The 14,799-nt window shown below is 40.3% G+C and carries 10 protein-coding genes and 1 pseudogene; 7 read left to right on the forward strand and 4 right to left on the reverse strand.

The annotated features are described in order from the left end of the window. Positions 1 to 12: 12 nt before the first annotated feature. The 4 genes from HXN26_RS02170 to HXN26_RS02185 all read left to right on the forward strand — a co-directional run bounded on the left by HXN26_RS02170 (position 13) and on the right by HXN26_RS02185 (position 5,998). Complete coding sequence (locus tag HXN26_RS02170; protein ID WP_273158404.1) at positions 13 to 1,452, forward strand: NADH-quinone oxidoreductase subunit N; 1,440 nt, start codon at positions 13 to 15, stop codon at positions 1,450 to 1,452. Between the two features lie 182 nt (positions 1,453 to 1,634). After that, complete coding sequence (locus HXN26_RS02175) at positions 1,635 to 2,222, forward strand: hypothetical protein (RefSeq protein ID WP_273158405.1); 588 nt, start codon at positions 1,635 to 1,637, stop codon at positions 2,220 to 2,222. 771 nt (positions 2,223 to 2,993) lie between these two features. Then, a complete protein-coding gene (locus HXN26_RS02180) occupies positions 2,994 to 3,152 on the forward strand; it encodes a hypothetical protein (protein ID WP_273158406.1) in 159 nt (52 codons plus the stop codon). A 62-nt stretch (positions 3,153 to 3,214) separates the two neighbouring features. Continuing rightward, positions 3,215 to 5,998, forward strand: a complete 2,784-nt coding sequence (locus HXN26_RS02185) for a fimbrillin family protein (protein ID WP_273158407.1) — start codon at positions 3,215 to 3,217, stop codon at positions 5,996 to 5,998. Positions 5,999 to 6,519: 521 nt separating this feature from the next. On the opposite strand, the gene HXN26_RS02190 is transcribed toward HXN26_RS02185, so the two are convergent. Both HXN26_RS02190 and HXN26_RS02195 read right to left on the reverse strand, forming a co-directional pair. Next, the gene (locus HXN26_RS02190) at positions 6,520 to 7,347 is read right to left on the reverse strand and encodes a peptidase (RefSeq protein ID WP_273158408.1); all 828 of its coding nucleotides are present in this window, start codon (positions 7,345 to 7,347) and stop codon (positions 6,520 to 6,522) included. Positions 7,348 to 7,641: 294 nt separating this feature from the next. Beyond that, the gene (locus tag HXN26_RS02195; protein ID WP_273158409.1) at positions 7,642 to 7,848 is read right to left on the reverse strand and encodes a hypothetical protein; all 207 of its coding nucleotides are present in this window, start codon (positions 7,846 to 7,848) and stop codon (positions 7,642 to 7,644) included. A 452-nt stretch (positions 7,849 to 8,300) separates the two neighbouring features. Between HXN26_RS02195 and HXN26_RS02200 the strand changes: the two are divergent. After that, positions 8,301 to 8,876 (forward strand): annotated as a pseudogene (locus HXN26_RS02200) (ATPase). Beyond that, the gene (locus HXN26_RS02205) at positions 8,866 to 9,039 is read left to right on the forward strand and encodes a histidine kinase (RefSeq protein WP_273158410.1); all 174 of its coding nucleotides are present in this window, start codon (positions 8,866 to 8,868) and stop codon (positions 9,037 to 9,039) included. Before HXN26_RS02200 ends, HXN26_RS02205 begins: the two are co-directional and overlap by 11 nt. Positions 9,040 to 9,240: 201 nt before the next feature. On the opposite strand, the gene HXN26_RS02210 is transcribed toward HXN26_RS02205, so the two are convergent. Further along, positions 9,241 to 10,941: a fimbrillin family protein gene (locus tag HXN26_RS02210; RefSeq protein WP_273158411.1), complete on the reverse strand. Its 1,701-nt coding sequence runs from the start codon at positions 10,939 to 10,941 to the stop codon at positions 9,241 to 9,243. 37 nt (positions 10,942 to 10,978) lie between these two features. Then, the gene (locus HXN26_RS02215; protein ID WP_273158412.1) at positions 10,979 to 11,170 is read right to left on the reverse strand and encodes a hypothetical protein; all 192 of its coding nucleotides are present in this window, start codon (positions 11,168 to 11,170) and stop codon (positions 10,979 to 10,981) included. A 698-nt stretch (positions 11,171 to 11,868) separates the two neighbouring features. Between HXN26_RS02215 and HXN26_RS02220 the strand changes: the two genes are divergently transcribed. Then, positions 11,869 to 14,400 carry a zinc-dependent metalloprotease gene (locus tag HXN26_RS02220; protein WP_273158413.1) on the forward strand — a complete coding sequence of 844 codons (2,532 nt, stop codon included), beginning with the start codon at positions 11,869 to 11,871 and terminating at the stop codon, positions 14,398 to 14,400. Positions 14,401 to 14,799 lie beyond the last annotated feature (399 nt).

Raw genomic sequence — 14,799 nt, forward strand, 5'->3', positions numbered from 1 at the left:
AGTAGCAGAAAAATGAATTATAATGATTTCTTTAAGATGATTCCAGAGGCAAGTCTTGTTGCCGTTCTGATAATCCTTTTCATTGCTGACTTTATTTCAGCAAAGACCGAAGAGCGCAAGTGGTTCAACCCTCTTGCTTCTGTACTCTTGCTTGCAAACACAGTTGTTTGCATGCTCCAGCTGCAGCCCGAGGAAGCTTTCGGCGGCATGTACACCACTTCGGCTTCTGTAAATGTAATGAAAGCAATCCTCGCTTTCGGTACTTTCATTGTGGTATTGCAAAGCCGCGTTTGGGCTGCCAAGAGCGGAAAGGAAGGCGAATTCTACATGCTCATCGTTTCAACCCTATTGGGTATGAACGTCATGATGAGCTCTGGCAACTTCCTTATGTTCTTCCTTGGCTTGGAAATGGCATCAGTTCCTATGGCGTGCGTGGTTGCTTTCGACGCTTATCGTAACAATTCTGCTGAAGCAGCAGCCAAGTTTATACTCACAGCCACCTTCTCAAGCGGTGTCATGTTGTATGGTATCAGCTTTATTTATGGCGCTTACGGCACCATGTACTTTAGCGATATTGCTACAAAAATGCAAGCAACACCTCTCACTGTAATGGGTTTGGTGTTCTTCTTCAGTGGTCTTGGCTTTAAGATTTCGCTTGTTCCATTCCATTTCTGGACTGCCGACACCTATCAAGGTGCGCCTACTACAGTTACGGGATACCTCAGTGTTATCTCAAAAGGTGCTGCAGCGTTCACACTGTTAAGCATTTTATTCCACGTTTTCGGTAGCATGATTGCTTACTGGCAGGTGCTTATGATGATTGTTGTTGCACTTTCTATCACCATTGCCAACCTCTTTGCAATCCGCCAAGGCGAATTGAAGCGCTTTATGGCCTTCAGTTCTATCTCTCAAGCTGGTTACATCATGTTGGCAGCCTTGGGCAATAGCTGGGAAACATCAGTAGCAGGACTCAGCTACTACGTACTTATCTATGTGGTAGCCAATATGGCTGTGTTCACCATCGTCTCTGTTGTTGAACAGAATAATGGTGGCAAGACTGACATTTCAGACTACAATGGTTTCTACAAAACCAATCCACGTCTGAGTTTCCTCATGACGATTGCGATGTTCTCATTGGGTGGTATCCCTCCGTTTGCGGGTATGTTCTCTAAGTTCTTCGTCTTTATGTCAGGCGTAAAGGGTGCAGATATCACCACAACCGAAGGTGAATGGATCTACGGAATACTCTTCGTTGCTCTCTTAAACACCGTGGTTTCGCTTTACTACTACTTGAAGATAGTAAAAGCAATGTATATTAACCACAGCGATTCACCTATGCCAGAGTTCAAGAGCGACTGCAATACTAAGTTCACACTTGCTATTTGCACAACTGGTATCGTTGTCTTCGGTGTATGCAGCTGCGTTTACGAATGGATTGCAGCAGCTATCTAAGCAAACAAAGATTGTTTGAAAATATAAAGAAAGCGTCTAAAGGAAGATATCCTTTGGGCGCTTTTTTTATTTTGTTGTTGTAGAATTTCTTCATAATCCTAAATCAATTGTTTGGGTAAAGAACCTAAACCACCAATCGCTTTCTATTATAATATTCCACAAAAAACAACGTTATCTTCTATATGAAGCAACTTCTACTCTTTGTATTCCTACTGTTTTGCGCCCACATAGAGGCACAAGAGTCGGCAACTACACATAACCAACATCTTAACTTCAGCGGTATCTCTCTCAATAACACCGTTGCAGACTTTACTGATGCGCTGGTTGCGAAAGGTTTTACCCCCGAGAATGCCCCACTCCTTCTGCCCATCAGCAAAGCCAACACTACCTTTCGTGGACGCTTCGAAAACATTCCATGCATCGTAGAGGTAGGACAAAACCCAACTGAAAAGGTAGATACGGTACACGTTTACTTCCTAAACGTAAATAATCCGTTGCGAAGTTACCAAATACTCACCAATATTTATCGCTCCCGTTACGGCACTCCCATCTTCGAAAACTATTACGACACACACCTTTTACCCAACGAAGCGCAACAGCAACTGGCTTCCGACCCTTTCGTTACAACCTTTTCTGTAAACGGAGGCACTGCCCAATTCTCCCTGCAATACGATGTCCGGTTCTATAACTACATTTATAAGTTACTGCTTATCAATACGGATAACGCTCAACCTGTACTCCCAAACAGCAACGATATTATAGAATGGTAGGTGCCAAAACCATGTAATTGTGTAGCAACATTTTTAGGATTCATAGATATTTTAGGTAGCATAGCATTTATAGATAATCTATAAAAACCACCATAAAGCACCACTGCAGACACTCAACACAACAAAATCTCCACCTCACAAAAATGTAAATATTTTGCAAAAGCACGACATTCGTGTAACCATCTGACCAGCAACGTTTTGCAATACCCCTTGTTTTGCATTGCAAAAGCGCCTATATTGCACGGTAAAAGTGCCTATATTGCATCGCAAAACAGGCACTTTTGAAACACAAAACAAATTCTTTCGTATTTTACATGTGTTTTCTTTACAATATCAGAGGCATTTTAATGTGCAATCAATACGCCGAAAAGAGAAAATTAAAACACTATAATCGAAAAAACAAACCAAAATTTTTGCATCATAAACATAACTGTATTTATTATAGAAATAAGAGAAAATGACTAATTTTCCTACCATAAATAACAGATTAAGAACAAGAAATGAGCATATTAGAAAGATTTTTTGCAAAAACCTTTGGAGTTCATTCTAATTTATTTACCTTTGCAAAATAAAATTAAAAAGATTTGTTTTCTAGGTATAGATCAACAGGTTTTTGGGCAACTAAAGACTATTTTGTAGAAAGAAGTGATTGTACTAAGGATTTCCTCTTGTATCGATTACAAGGGTAAAGAATAAATAAAACCAACACCTTTCAATGAAAATACTTAGCTGAAATAGAGATATAACAAAAATTAAACATAACAAACACGTATGAAAAGTAATGAAATGAAGAAGGCTTATGCAGAGCCACAAACCTTAGTGTATGCACTTTATGGTGAAAGTCTATTATTGGGAGCTAGCCCAAATGTTAGTACACAACCAGAGATAGTAGAGCCAGACGAAGAGACAGAAGATTTAGTTGGAGAATAAAAGTAAATAGCATACGCACTTTTAATATTTAGAATAACAACCACAATACACATTTTATGAAAATGAATAAATTCAAAAAGCGCTGTTATAGCAAAACAACTGCTACAGCATTCATGTTCGCATGCCTTGGTGGATTGACAGCATGCTCTGACAACGACCTCGATTTGACAGGTAACAACGAGAATGGTACTGCTGTAAACTTCACAGTATCAATGGCTGATAAAGATGCACAGGCAGCTGCTAAGGCTAATCCTGCATATGCAGCAACACGCGCAGGCTTTGCAGAACAACTCAGTTTACAGGGTCTTACCCCAGAAGACTTGGTTACAAGAAAGATTGAGATACCAGGAAACAGCGACTATTGCCTTATCGAAACTACTGTTGCAAATGGCGACAACGATGTTTTCGAGTCAGAAGACCAAGTTACACGTGCTAATATAACAGAAACAATAAGTCAAAAGTTCTCTGTTATAGGTTATCGTGGAGCCACAGCAACAAGCATTAGTACCTCTCCTTGGTTCTATAATGCAGAAGTTAATGCTGACGGAACACTACAAACAACTCAGTATTGGGCTATGGCTGAACCGTTTGCAAAGTTCTATGGTATCTACCCACAGGTTAAGTCATCTTACAATAAGCTTACTTTGTCACCTCAAAGCGAGGCTTCACCTTACGTAAACATTGAAGTAGAGCCTACTGTTACCAATCAGAAGGACTTGCTTACTGCTTGTGCAGGTGGTGTAACGCCTATTCAATATACTATACAAGGCACAGCTCCTACTGTACATTTGAGATTCCAACACGCTATGACTGCTGTTCGTTTCAAAGTAGGAAATAACCTTTCAGAAGATCATGAAATTACTAAGATAGAGATTATCGGTGCTAAGAACAAAGGTAAATTTACGCTTCCATCAGAGGTTCTTCCTACAAATGGAAACGATTTAAACAATTCTTGGAGTGATTTAAGCGGTACACAAACATTCACACTCGATGGTATCGCAGCAAGCACAAAGGGAAATATAAATACACTTATCACTGGAAAGAACAACGATAACTACACCTTCTACATGATTCCTCAATCTTTAGATGGTGTAAGAATCAATATCTACTTTGATCATAATACTACTCCTGCTATTTCAGCAAAGCCTCAAGGCAAATGGAAAGCAGGTACAATAAAGACTTATGCAATCTCTCAGAGTGCTACAAGTCTTGAGTATGTGATTACAGCTGCCTCTCCAGCTGCTGCAGAAAGTAATGAAACATCAACTGATGACTACACTATCCAGTCTTACATGGTTGAAAATGGCGTTCAAAAACCTGTTAAATGGAAAGTCATTGGATACGATATTAACGGCGATGGTATCCATGGTATGGATGAGCAACCAACTTGGTTAACAAACCTTAGTAGAACTTCTGGCGATGGTAGCACATCTGGCGAAACTGGAAATGCTACTATTACTTCAAACGATAAGAACCTCTTAGCTGAACGTAACAAGAGTTTGCAGGAAGCAAAGGCTGTTTCTGACTACAACCTTTCTAACTCAACTGGTGCTGCAACTATAGAAAATACAGCCAACTGCTACGTTATTTCTGCGCCTGGAACCTATCGTATTCCATTGGTATATGGTAACGCTATTAAGAACCAAGCAGCCAATACTTCGGCTTATATCAACTCTAATCCAACTATAAAACTGAAAGCTGATTATCCGGAGGACCTCTTGTTGCACAGGTTTGTAGACCATTTGGACAAACCAATTAACTCTCCTTACATCAACATACAGAATAATACAAATCCTGCTACAAAGGCAAAACTTGTTTGGTCTGATGTATCTGGCATTGTATCTAACGAGAAAGTAGTTAGAAATACTGGTTCCGACGACTACCTCGAGTTCACTGTTAAGAAAGAAAACATGGCAAATGGTAATGCTGTAGTAGCTGTTAAAGATAAAGATGGTGTAACTATGTGGTCATGGCACTTGTGGTTTGCGCCTAAATCGGCACTCAAACCTATCGAATTTACCAACTCTAATAGAGTTTACGGATTTGCAAATGAGCCTCTTGGATGGCGATATACAAAATGGACTGGCTCTAACGAACCTCGCAAGGTTACGGTTTATGTTCAACAACTATCGCCTGCTGGCACAAAGAAAATAGCTAATTTCACTATCCAGCAAAAAGCTTCTGTTAAAGACCAAGAGGGTAATGCAGCACTATTCCAGTGGGGTCGTAAGGACGCATTACCTGGTGTAGCCACAGTTGCAGAGGGCTCTTACTCTTTTGAGAATTCATATACAAGACTTCCAGATAACGTGCCATTAACTCCTGCTCAAAAGCAAAAAATGGAGTCACGAACTATTGGTCATGCTATCCAACACCCTGAATACTTGCTTCCTACTGTGGGAGGCGGTAAGTTGAGCTGGCAGTATCAGCAGTTCATCAACCTATGGTCTGCAAACGAAAATAACCTGCAACCAGCAACACGCGATGTTGTAAAGAGTATCTACGACCCATCTCCAGTAGGCTATCAGATGCCAGATCCACATGCATTTACAGACTTTGAAAGCACTGGTCTTACTTGGAATAAGGGTTATACCTTTACCAATAGTGCTGGTCAGAACTTATTCTTCCCTGCAGGTGGTGCCCTTGATAGCAATAGTGGTGCCTTAGTAGCCCATGGAATTAGAGGTTTTTATTGGACTTCTGGAACCAGCGTACAAGGTGGTCAGCTGGGATATGGTCAATGTTTCAAGGTGCAGTCAGGTTCTATCAATAGACCTCAAAAGGAAAGTGATTCCTATTCTTCGTACCAATACGGACTTAGTGTACGCCCAGTACAAACAAGATAATCTATTTGGATTGATATAATTAGAGGCTGTATCAGAATGGCAAACATTTTGATACAGCCTCTTTTCTTTTGTGGAACTGCCTTGTTGCGGGCACCTTCCAACTTGTTTCTTAAAGTCTACAGATGCCTATCACGTTGAAAAATAGTATGTGGCAAAGAACGTAAAAAGTTCGGCTACAGCCATGAAGAGGACATAATAGAATATGAAAAAACAAGGAATGGCATTTCAATTCATACACCATCATTTTCTGTATAAACTTACTTTATTCGCCAACTTTGATACCCTTAGAAAACCATACCTACGCTATGGCTTTTCAAAAGAGCCTATATTGCACGGCAAAAGAGCCTATATTGCAACGCAAAACAGGCACTTTTACAATGCAAAACAAGTACTATTACAACACGTTGATAACGAGATACTTACACGATATTATTTCTTTCGCAAAACATTTATATAATTATACGTATATTTGAAAATATATGCAAGTATGCGAAAGCATAACATATCGATGTTTGATGCGCCTATTTCTTCACTACTTTTTGTCCGTTTACGATGTAAACACCCTTTGGTAAATCTTTCAAATCTGCTGATATGCGCTGTCCATTAAGCGCATATATTCCTTGCGCTGCTATGGTTTCTGCAGTTGGAATGGCAATTGCGGTTGGGTCGTTTGATATTACCACCTTATCCTTCACCACCTTATCGTCCAGAATTACAGCACATAACATTGGGTCGAACTCTGCTCCTGTGGGCTGAACAATGCTACAACCGATGAGCGTAAGTCCTGATATATCGCGGATAGAGCCATTGCCTTTACCATCGGCAGTAACTGTGGCGTTCTTGATAACTACCTTATCGTTCTGTCCGCCCAACCCGTTGATGCCGTATTTAGTACCTTTTGTATGTACAGTACAATCTTCGATGGTGAGCGATGTGCTGAGTAGGAAGATGCCAACCCACCCATCTTCTCCTAAATTCAGCGTACCCTCGCCCATTATTGTAGCAGGTTTATGAAGTAAGAGAGCAGGAAATCCACTCGATTTAACGGTATTTGTTCCAACAACTTTAATGATAAGCCCGTCTATATGCGACTCAATGGGGTTCTTATCTTTTGTGTCAATTGTTGCATTTTGCAGCGTAAGTGTCTTTGTTTTAGCCTCATACTTTATCGTTCCGCTTACGCCTGGTGCTACCGCAGAGAGGTCGTTAGCATTCAGTGCAGTAACTTTTTCGCCACCAATCGAAAGGTCGCCGTCTGATTGCGCAATTGTCTTGGCAGGCATAAAAAACATGGTTGCGAACATAATAAACGTAGCTGTACTTGCATTTTTGAGTAAATTGATTTTCATTGTAATTAGAACCTCCCTGTTAAAACTCATTCAGAGCAACACCGTTACGGAGGTATGGGCGTTTGATGTAACTATTAGATTTTAACGTTATATGCTTTTTATGTTTGCAAATATAGTATTTTTATTTTGTTTTGCAAACTTTTTGTTTATTCTGTTTCAAAGTTATAGTAGAAACAAATCGTTCTGATTAAAATGTAAATTACCATATTCCAGAAAACAAAAGCGCCTGTCTCGCACGGCAGCCACAAGGGGGTTACCACACAAAACAGGCGCTTTTGCAACCGATAAATAAGATTACCAGCCGACTTTGTCCATACCGTAAGACTCTGCAACCGGTGTTGTTTTAGCATGTACATGATTAGATGACTCGGAAGTTCCAGTGCCACTGCTACTTCCTCCATCAGTAAATCCATCATTACCAGCACCTGGAGAGGCTGCCAGCAGATAAGTTTCTGTAAGAACAGGTGTAGATACTACATCTGGTTTTAAATACTTTTTCATGTTCAGTGTGTAATTTCTTTGTTATTAATATTATACCTTCGATAGTCAATTCTAAAACTTTTTTGAATCCTTTCAACTTGAAAAGCTATAAAAAGAGGAATGTATAATGACGTGTAGATTACCTTTTTAGTTCTTCTTTCTTCTTATCCAACAAGAATTCACAGTCAAGTATAGTCGTTAAGTGTGTTGCGATTGCAAAGATATTGCATTATTTTAACATATACAAACAAATTCGCTAAAAATTCAAAATAATTACAAGCTGTGAGCAAAAGAAAGAACAACATTGTGCGTCGCTACACCTTATATATAATAAGGAGGGTGGTTTACGACCCAAAAACCTTACTAATCATCTTACTTTGTAAGCAAACAAACCACATAACTTTCTTTGAATAAAAATATGAAAATATGAATAATATGTGGTTATCTTAGAAAGAATTCGTATCTTTGTCAGCATGGATAGGCATTTATACATTATCAGTGGATGCAATGGAGCAGGAAAAACAACAGCTTCATATACTATTTTACCAGAGATTCTCAAGGTAGAAGAGTTTGTAAATGCAGATGAAATAGCTCGCGGCTTATCTCCTTTCAACCCTGATAGTATGGCTATTGAAGCTGGACGCCTAATGTTAAAGCGCATTGATGAACTTATACTTAAAGGCAAAAGTTTTGCCATCGAAACTACTTTAGCAACTCGTTCGTATGCAAAATTAGTGGAACGAGCACACAATTTAAACTAAATCGTTAATCTAGTGTACTTCTGGCTGAATAGTCCACAACTTGCAAAGGAGAGGGTAGCAAGCCGTGTTAGGAATGGTGGACATAACATTCCAGCTGCCGTTATCGAACGTAGATATTGCTTAGGCATTCTAAATCTGCTCGAAATCTTCCTCCCTATCGTAGATGAATGGACGATTGTAGATAACAGTAATATGCAGCAAGTGGTGATAGCAGAACAAAATAAAAACGGTAAAGCGATTATTTATGATGAAACTTTATTCTCAAAAATAAAACAATATGGAAAATAAAGAACAGTACGGAGAGTTTACTCGCAAGGTAATGCTGGGTGTAAAAAAGGCACAAGCAAAGATGATAAGAGAGAAAATCATGAAGGGAGAAAGCATCGTTGTAGCCGATGCAGATGGTCAGATTACAACTATTTCTGCACAAGAACTTGCTAAAAACAAGTAAAGAAAATATTTAAACCCATACATAGGGTTTACTTTTAATTTTCCACACTCTGGTAAATATATAAATAAAGAGGTTCTGCAATAAATATTTTGCAGAACTTTTTCTTTTATAAAAAGCGAGGGAAGAGTTGGCATATATATGTTGCCTACTCTTCCCCCGCAGGGATTTATAGAACGGCAGAGCCGTTATAAGTTTATTGTATTACTTGCCAATGTAGATTGGACGAATGCTATACATGTTGCTCTTTGGGGTTGTTGCGTTAATATGTGTGCTAACTACTGGCAAAGAAAGGCAACCATTGTTGTGATAATATGAGGTAAATGCTGTAGCTTGCTTCCAGTTTGAACCTGTAGAAGTCCAATAAAGAGCTTGGCTTCCTGGCTTGTCTAAGCGTGGGTTACCATCATTATAGGTCTGGTAAGAGCCTGCGAATGGGAGGAATACACCCTTTTCGAGTTGCACTTTTGTGAAGTTATACAATCTGCAGCAGTTTGTTCCATAAACACCAACATTAACTGTGTAGTTGATGTTTGAACGTCTTGAGCCACCAATCCATCTTGTAGTACCCTTCAAACAACGATCGTTTGTTGGAACATAGAGTACACCGACAACTGGTTTTCCGCCATCAATGTAGTAGCCAAGATATCCTACTGTGCTGCACATCAAGTGCTCGAAGTCGTGCTTAGAAGGCATTCTCCATGTTTTGTTAGATGCGGAGTAAGCGAGATCGCCGAACTCATCACGTGTAGAAGCCTGCTTTTGAATGTCTTGAGTTGATGTCCAATAGTGGAGATAGTTGCTGTGTCCATAGTGAGGAGCCTTTGCAATGTCGCCCCAACGGAAGTGATCGAACTTGTCGTTACCGAAGTTACGTGGCAACACTTGACCCATTGTGTACAATGGATAGCTTTCTGTATAGAAGAAATCCCATGGGTTCTTTGCAAGGTGATAGGCATCACGCCAGCCATCAGCCTTAGTTCCTGGTTCGTACTGCAAGTTGTATTTACCCCACTTAACGCCATCAATGTCTATCCATGGGTCGATAAGCTTCTCTACAGTATAAGCATAATATGATGCTATATCAAGCTTAAAGCCAGAGTCATGAATTGTATAAGTCTTGTTATCTGCAGTCTCTATAATATAGGTAGCTTCGAAATTATCGTCTGGGAATACTGCTACATATACTTCATTAACAGGAGTTGGAGGAACAATAGTAAGACCATCATTTACACGATTAGTTAATTCTCCTGTCTTTAAGTCAAATGTTGCCTTTGTTGTAATGCCCTTAATGGTAAGCTTTTTGATATTCTTTATCACAACACCTTCGTACTTGAAGTCTACTTTAATAACTGAATACTTCTTTGTAAATTGTATATCTTCTTCCAAAATTGGACCGTTGAAATTGATATTTGAAAGAGTAGTCCAAGTGTAATCAAAGTGGTTGAGGTTTTCTAACAAACCATTTTGTACCTTTGTAACTTCAGCACCATCTTTCTGTATAGTGCTTTCTTGCATGCTCAATTGCAATGTTCCTGGTGTAAGACTTTTGCTTCCATCTTGATAAGGGAAGAAGAATGCCAAGTCATCGCCAATCTTACAATTCAATCTGCCATCAAATTTAGAAGACACTCCTGCAGATTTTGTATAGAGTTGATCAAAACCTTGAGGGTTAGTAAGGTTGTAAGCGAGAATCTTATCTCCTACTTCCCATTGCGCTTTACCATTTAAATTGATGATAGAACGAGTTGCTACACCTTTAGATGCAGTTATACTTACTTCACGTTCAGCATTTTCATTTGGATTTAAAGCGTTTGTTTCGTCGTTGTTTAATTCGCTTGAACAAGATGTCAAACCAATTGCTACAACACACAATAATGTGGCGTAAACGTTTTTAAAATTCATAATTTTAAGAATTAGTTAATACTTTCTTTGTTGTTATTTAATTCAAATCTTCAGATTCTTCATCTTCTGATTCAGTGTCATATTCAAACAATAGCTGCTCCTTAGCATTACCACCTGGTCGTGGTTTAGGTTGAACACCACCATTACCACCTTCACCTGTACCTGCCAATAGGTAGCCTTCGAAAACTGTTGTTAATACATTAACATCTGGTTTTGCATACTTTTTCATCTCTAATTTTATTTTTCGATTATAGTTTATGATTTTAATTGTCTTCTGTATGAGTCGGCATTGGAAGTGGACATAATAGGTATAACATAACTGTTTTACTAATATGACATTATTATAGTGGCACTCCTAAATTCAACTAAGTTAGAAACTAAAGTTAAATATAGCCTATAAAAATCGATGTGCAAAGTTATACGATATTCTTAAATCACGCAAACAAATTAACTGAATAGTGTACATTCTTATAAATATTTAACCCGTTAGAATGGTAAAATAGTTGCATAATTTTACTTTTTTGGCGTTATTCCTTACTCTTAGAAACCCCGCTGCAAAGCCCTATAAACACTATGGATTTGCAAAACAATGTAAAGTATTTTTCAAAAGAGGCACTTCGCCTAACGAACTAATAATCAAAGCGTTGCAATACCCATTGTTTTGCAATGCAAAAGAGCCTGTTTTGCACGGCAAAAGCGCCTGTTTTGCGATGCAATATAGGCTCTTTTGCAAAGTGGAAATATCATTCTTGTCAGTTAATAAAATTTTCTTTACAAAACTGAACATATCTTATACTCTTAATTTTTTATATCTATAACACGTTGTAAGCATTTGTTCAACATTGTAAACAGGTGTAAAAAATACAATAATTTTGCTATATCCGCTTTTTTTTATATCTTTGCGAACCTTAATAAACAGCACAAACAATGACGATTAACAAACAGCTTTCTACTTGTTTGCTGGCGCTTTGGCTTGCTACGGGCGTGGCAACGGCAGCCAGCAAGTGTAATTTTGCCTATAACAATAGGTACTGTTCTATAACCGTAAAAGACTCGACTGACGAGAAAACAGCTGCCGAACGACTCAAAGACGGCAAGGCTAAGCCCGACGATAAGCTTGGTAAAGGCGTGGAAAAAGAGTTGCCTTACGACCAGCTTATCAAAAAACCGGGTAGCGTTCGCGAGGGTATTTTCACGGTAAGACATATCGAAGATAAGTGGTATTTCGAGATTCCAGACTCTATTATCGGCCGTTATCTGCTGGCGGTAACACGCTTTACGGGTGTGCCACAGAACTTCGGAAAGTTCTCTGGAGAGGCTGTTAATCAGCAAACTATCTACTTCGAGCAACGCGACGCAAAGAATTTGGTGTTGCGTGCTTATGTTCTTTCGCAAGAAGCCGACCCCGACAGCCGCATATCGAAGACGCTAAAGGCATCGACAGTAGACCCTATCATCGCTTCGTTCAAAGTTATCGGACGCAACAAAACTACAAAAGCGCAGATGATTGAGGTTACTCCGCTCTTTGCAAAAGATAATGGTGTGGTTAGCATTTCGGCCAATAGTGCTAAAGAACTCAAGTTGGGCGCACTCCAAGCCGACCGCACTTTCGTTGATACAATGAAGGTTTACCCCATCAATGTCGAGGTGGCTACGACACGAACCTATGCCAGTACGCCTTCGTCTTCGCCTGCTTCGGCAACTGGTGCAATGACGGTTGCACTGAACACGAGCATCGTTCTGCTACCAAAGGTGCCTATGCGAAAGCGTGTATGGGACAATCGTGTGGGCTATTTCACCAACCGATACACCATATTTAGCGACGATCAGACCAAGACAGACCGCCAACAATTCATCTCTCGCTTCCGTTTAGAGCCGAAAGATGTACGCAAATACCTCAAAGGACAACTTACAGAGCCTATCAAACCGATCGTTTTCTACATCGACCCTGCTACTCCTAAGAAGTGGGTTCCCTATCTAAAGAAAGGTATCGAGGACTGGAATGTGGCGTTTGAAGCGGCTGGTTTCAAGAACGCAATAAGGGCAGAGGACTTCCCAGACGACTCTACGATGAGTGTAGACGATGCCCGTTTCAGCGTACTTCGCTATCTTCCTGCCGAAATTGAAAACGCTTACGGACCTCGTATCGTAGACCCTCGCAGTGGAGAAATCATCGAAAGTCATATCTGTTGGTATCATAATGTTATGAACTTGCTCACAAAGTGGTACTTGATTCAGTGCGGACCGCTCGACAAACGTGCGCAAACCATGAAGATGGACGATAGTCTTATGGGCGAACTCATACGCTTTGTGTCGAGCCACGAGGTGGGTCATACGCTTGGTTTGCGCCACAACATGGGAGCAAGCCATGCTACTCCAGTTGAGAAACTACGCGATAAGAAGTGGGTAGAAGAGCACGGCCACACGGCCAGCATCATGGATTATGCTCGCTTCAACTATGTTGCTCAACCCGAAGATGGTATTTCTGAGCGTGGACTCTTCCCACGAATCAACGATTACGATAAGTGGGCGATACGCTGGGGATACCAATATCGTCCTGAGTTTAAGGACGAAATGGAGGAGAAAGAAAAGCTGATGGACGAAACAACAGCCATTCTTGCTAAGAATCCACGCCTCTGGTTCGGTGGAGAAGGACGCAACGAAGACCCTCGCGCACAGACTGAAGACTTGGGAGACGATAACGTTAAGGCCAGCGACTATGGTATAAAGAACTTAAAACGCATTGTTGTGGCATTGCCAGAATGGACCCGTCAGAAGAACGACCAGTACAAAGACCGCATCGAAATGTGGCAAAGCGTTATCCAACAGTTCAACCGTTACACCAACCACGTACTGAAAAACGTAGGCGGTAGATACCTTAACAACATGCCTGGACAGAAGCCTTACGAGGTGGCACCTGCACAGAAAGGCCGCGATGCAGTCGATTACATCGGCAGACAGCTTTTCGATGCGCCGCTATGGCTATACCCTTCTACGATGACAGACGTTACAGGAGTGGACGCTGCAGACGAGATTAGCGCACAACAAACTCGTGTTTTGAAAACGTTACTGAATGCTTCGCTCTTGGACAAGATATATAAAGACCAGCAAGCGAAGGGCGCTTACCAGTTTACCGACTATCTTAACGATGTTTTCCGCATCGTTTGGAAACCGCTTACGGGCCTCAACGATGTGAAAGCACGCACCCGCCGACTGCTCGAACGTGCTTATGTGGAACAGCTCGACAGCTTGCTGAACCCTACTAAAAAGGAGAAACCAACACCTGCCGACCGTGTTAATAGCTCTGATGCAATGCTCTATATGGAGCAACATCTTGCCAAAATAGAAGCCTTCTGCAAGGCACAGGCTGCCCAAAGCAAAGACATCGACCTGCTGCACTACAACGATTTGCTGCGCCAACTCAAACTTATCAGAGAGCGCAGAGTAGTGGTTAAGTAAGTTTTAATTATTCTAGGGGCTTTAGGTATTCTATATTTCATGGAATACCTATTGTTCCTATAAATATCCAAAGCCACTACCCCACACCACCAAAAGCAAATTAAGACCTGCTATCGTTAGTAAGAATGTTCTATCCTAAACGCTCTAAAAGAGTTCGCCAAGCCCATAAAAAAAGTGCTATAATATTGTAAAGTTTTATTCAAGTCGCAACTATCGCGTAACCATTTGACTTACAACGCTTTGCAATACCCCTTGTTTTGCATCGCAAAAGAGCCTATATTGCACGGCAAAAGTGCCTATATTGCAACGCAAAACAGGCTCTTTTGGAAAGTAAAAATGTCTACATTAGGGATATTCAGTAAATATCTAACTAATTGTTTGTCAGTGTAATATATTATT

The organism is Prevotella aurantiaca, from assembly GCF_015262605.1.
Lineage (GTDB): Bacteria > Bacteroidota > Bacteroidia > Bacteroidales > Bacteroidaceae > Prevotella > Prevotella aurantiaca.